5 protein-coding genes are annotated in these 3,842 nt (G+C 23.3%); 3 read left to right on the top strand and 2 right to left on the bottom strand.

Annotation, left to right across the window (positions count from 1 at the left end; translation table 11 throughout):
* The first annotated feature begins 295 nt into the window (after positions 1–295).
* The 3 genes from BUA77_RS13600 to BUA77_RS12810 all read left to right on the top strand — a co-directional run bounded on the left by BUA77_RS13600 (position 296) and on the right by BUA77_RS12810 (position 2,173).
* Entirely contained in the window at positions 296–391 is a 96-nt protein-coding gene (locus BUA77_RS13600; RefSeq protein WP_159429000.1) for a bacteriocin, read from the top strand.
* An 84-nt stretch (positions 392–475) separates the two neighbouring features.
* Positions 476–1,036, top strand: a complete 561-nt coding sequence (locus BUA77_RS12805) for a DUF881 domain-containing protein (protein ID WP_072890892.1) — start codon at positions 476–478, stop codon at positions 1,034–1,036.
* 309 nt (positions 1,037–1,345) lie between these two features.
* Entirely contained in the window at positions 1,346–2,173 is an 828-nt protein-coding gene (locus BUA77_RS12810) for an Rpn family recombination-promoting nuclease/putative transposase (protein ID WP_072890894.1), read from the top strand.
* Between the two features lie 206 nt (positions 2,174–2,379).
* Here BUA77_RS12810 and BUA77_RS14060 read toward each other — a convergent pair whose 3' ends face one another.
* Together BUA77_RS14060 and BUA77_RS12820 are read right to left on the bottom strand one after the other, a co-directional pair.
* The gene (locus BUA77_RS14060) at positions 2,380–2,916 is read right to left on the bottom strand and encodes a CPBP family intramembrane glutamic endopeptidase (protein ID WP_159429001.1); all 537 of its coding nucleotides are present in this window, start codon (positions 2,914–2,916) and stop codon (positions 2,380–2,382) included.
* 373 nt (positions 2,917–3,289) lie between these two features.
* Positions 3,290–3,571, bottom strand: coding sequence for a hypothetical protein (locus BUA77_RS12820; protein ID WP_072890898.1), 282 nt, complete (start codon positions 3,569–3,571; stop codon positions 3,290–3,292).
* Positions 3,572–3,842 lie beyond the last annotated feature (271 nt).

Raw genomic sequence — 3,842 nt, forward strand, 5'->3', positions numbered from 1 at the left:
AGGGAAATTAAATACATATTCGGTTTATTTAAATAATTGTTTTCTAAAATTTCCTATTTTATGTATTCAGAGTTGTGATTTTATATATTATAAAAACAAAAAGTCAATAAAGATATCACGAATTGTCAATATAGAGTTATGAATTGCTAAAATATATACTTTTTGCAATTCGTGACGTTATATTAACAATTCATGACATATATGTTGATTTTATGAATTAAATTTGTTTTAATAATTTTGTCGCGACAATTGCAGTACTGATTAAAATAACAAATATTATAAGGAGGAGATTTTAATGAAAGAAATGAATATGAATGAAATGATGGAAGTTAATGGCGGAGGAGTTGGTTATGTTAGTTCGAAATATTTAGATTTTGGAACTTTTTTATAATTTAATATATAATTAAAAATATTCTCGAAATTAATGTTTTTTGCTATATAGTATGAAAAATACAAATTTAGGAGATGACTTATAATGCCATCATTTAATAAAAATATAATAAAATATATGGTTATAATAGGAATATTTCTAGTAATAGTAGGATTTGTACAAGTAAAAGGATTTATATTGTCTGAGAAAGATATGGAAAACATGAAAAATATTCAAATAATTACAGGTCAAACAGATATTGAAGGAGAGGGCATTATTGTAACCGTTGCAGATAAGGATTTAAAAGATAGAGAGAAGATAGTTTATGATACAGATATTATAACAATTGTAAATATATTGGAACATGCTGGAGCAGAAGCTATTTCTGTAAATAATGAAAGAGTTATTTCAACAAATAAAATAAAAGTAAATAAAATGAAAATTAAAATCAATAATAATGAATATGATAGCCCTTTTGTTATCAAAGCAATAGGACATCCTAAAACACTAAGTGATGCATTTAATCCAAGAGTACTTTCTGAAGTAAATGGTTTTAATTTAATAAAGGACTATATAATAATTAATATAGAGAAAAAAGATAAATTAATTATACCTAAATATAAAGGGAATATTGCTTTTAAATATGCTAAGCCTATTAAAAAATAAGTAATATAAAAGTGAATTATCATAGTTATTGCTAAGATTAAATATACTAAAAATAGTAGTATCTAATTATTTTCTAATCTAAATAATCTCTTTCTTGCAATTAATTTAATAACTTCTTCATTGTTGCAACAAGATTATTAAAACAAATTCAATTTATAAAATCAACATATATGTTATGAATTGTCAATATAATATCATGAATTTTAAAAATTACATTTTATTGCATTGTTTTAATCATTCGTGATAATTATATTGACTTTTTGTTTTTATGATATAATATAAAAAAATATAAAATGGAGGGTGAAAATAATGTGCAGATTAAACCCTAAAGTAGATTTTGTATTTAAAAAACTATTTGGAAGTGAAGAAAACAAAGATATATTAATTTCATTTATAAATTCGGTATTATCAAAGGAAAATCAAGTAAAGGATATAAAGCTAAAAAATCCATACAATCTATCAAGTTATATAAAAGGAAAAATGAGTATACTAGATATAAAAGCAGTAGATGAAAAAGGGATATGGTATGATATAGAAATGCAAATAGCAGAGCAAAGTTTTTATGATAAAAGAGCATTGTATTACTGGGCAAAAGTATACTCAGAACAAATAGAGAGCGGAGAAGATTATTTTGAACTTAGAAAAACAATATCAATAAATATATTGGATTTTGATTATTTAGAAGAAGAAGATTTTCACAATGTATATAAAATATATAATCAAAAGAGCAAAAAAGAGTTTAGTGATTTATTTGAAATGCACTTTATAGAGCTATCAAAATTTAAAAAAGAATATAGTGAAATAAAAACAGCTCTAGATAGATGGAGCGCATTTTTATGTAGAGCGTATGAAATGGAAAAGGGAAAAATACCAAAAGAGATAGAAGTAGATGAAAGTGTAAAAAAAGCAATAGAGAAATTAGATACAATGTATTTAGAAAAGGAAGAAAGAGAAATATATGAAAATGAAAGAAAGGCTATGATGGTTCACAAAGCAGAAATCAAAACTGCTCAGATAAAGGGAAGAGAAGAAGGAATAAAAGAAGTAGCTAAGAATTTATTAGATGTTTTAGATAATGAAACAATAGCAATAAAAACAGGACTTTCTGTAGAAGAAGTTAATAGATTGAGGAGTTAAAAGTAGCCATGGCATTTGCCATGGTTATTTTAATTTTAGATTTTTTATACATAAGGGTTATGAACATCATCAAATTAATATAAAGAACAAAGACTAAATTTTTAAAGGAAATTAGTAGAAGAATTAAATAAAAACTTAGCTAAGGTTTTATTTTGTAAATAGTTAACATGTTATTTTAATTTTTAGATTTAAAATCACATTCTTCTTTAATTTTTAAATATCTTTTTCAATTGATAGATAGAAATAATAACTAAAGCAATTCCTAAAATGTCAAACCATAAAGGCTGAAATTGAGACGTATCAGATATAAGTATATAATTGGGTATTTTTATTTGTAATAAATTAATAACTATAAAATCTATTGAGTTATTAATTGAGTGAGCAAATATACAAGGAATAATTGATTTAGTTTTTAAATAGAGCCAACCGTAGAATAATCCACTAATAGAGGCTGTTATAAATTGATATATATTCATATGAGCTAACCCAAAAACCAAAGCTGAAATAATAAGAGCTTTTTTTGGGGAATAATTTTCAAGATAACCTTTTAAAATAATCCCTCTAAATATAAATTCTTCAAATAATGGACCAAATAAAACTAATGATAAAAAAAATCCTAAGGATGGTAATTGACCGAACTTTATTTCTTTTTCAGCCATAGAATTAAGTGTTTCATTTGAAGGAATATATTGTAATAAATTAAATAATTCACTTAGAATAAAGCTCATTCCAAATAATAACAAAATTATCCATATAGAGATATTATAAGAAAATGTTTTTGTTGAAAATAAATCTTTAAATTCTAAATTATTTTTTTTATTTAGATAATAAATTAATAGAAAAAAAGCAAGAATGTTTATAATTAAATTTAAATAATAATGTTGAGGCTTAAAACTAACAGAAATTTTAACTTGAAAAAAAAATAGGAATAAACAAATTAAACTCTTTAAGATAAATGGTATTATAGAATTATAAAAAAGTATAATGATAATTGAATGAAAAATATTAGGATAATATCTTTTGGTTGTTTTCATTAAATATATTTCCTCCTATAAAAAACATAAATGAATATAAGAACTAGATTATATAATCTAGTTCTTATATTGTAATCAAATATTAATATCCATGACCATCGTAATATCCGTGTGAACTTCCGTATTTTTTTGCATTATCATCAATTTCTTTTTTTGTAGGACACTTATGATCTTTAGGGGGAGCATCAGCATGAATTTCAAGACTTCCTAATGGAGTACCCCAACTTAGAGTAGAACCTTTATCATCATTAGTTAAAGTAGGTGAAGGTGAAGGTATTCCGAATGTTACACTGTCTTTATTCCAACGTATTTTTATTTTTCCTCCGTTTGTATTCATCATTTCATTCATTTTTAATTCTTTCATTAATAATTCCTCCTTAGTATTTTAGTAAAAATAATTTCTCCGTCGCGACAAGATTATTAAAACAAATTTAATTCATAAAATCAACATATATGTCATGAATTGTTAATATAGAGTCATGAATTGCAAAAATTACATTTTATGACATTGATTTAATCATTCGTGATATTTATATTGACTTTTGTTTTTATGATATAATATAAAAAAATATAAAATGGAGGGTGAAAATAATGTGCAGATTAAACCCTAAAGTAGATTTTGTATTTAAAAAACT

The organism is Tepidibacter formicigenes DSM 15518 (assembly GCF_900142235.1).
Classification (GTDB): Bacteria; Bacillota; Clostridia; order Peptostreptococcales; family Peptostreptococcaceae; genus Tepidibacter; species Tepidibacter formicigenes.

What these genes read in the sequence shown, in the direction of transcription:
- BUA77_RS13600 (WP_159429000.1), top strand. Translation starts at nt 296, where the DNA reads ATGAAAGAAATGAATATGAATGAAATGATGGAAGTTAATGGCGGAGGA.
- BUA77_RS12805 (WP_072890892.1), top strand. Translation starts at nt 476, where the DNA reads ATGCCATCATTTAATAAAAATATAATAAAATATATGGTTATAATAGGA.
- BUA77_RS12810 (WP_072890894.1), top strand. Translation starts at nt 1,346, where the DNA reads ATGTGCAGATTAAACCCTAAAGTAGATTTTGTATTTAAAAAACTATTT.
- BUA77_RS12820 (WP_072890898.1), bottom strand. Translation starts at nt 3,571, where the DNA reads ATGAAAGAATTAAAAATGAATGAAATGATGAATACAAACGGAGGAAAA.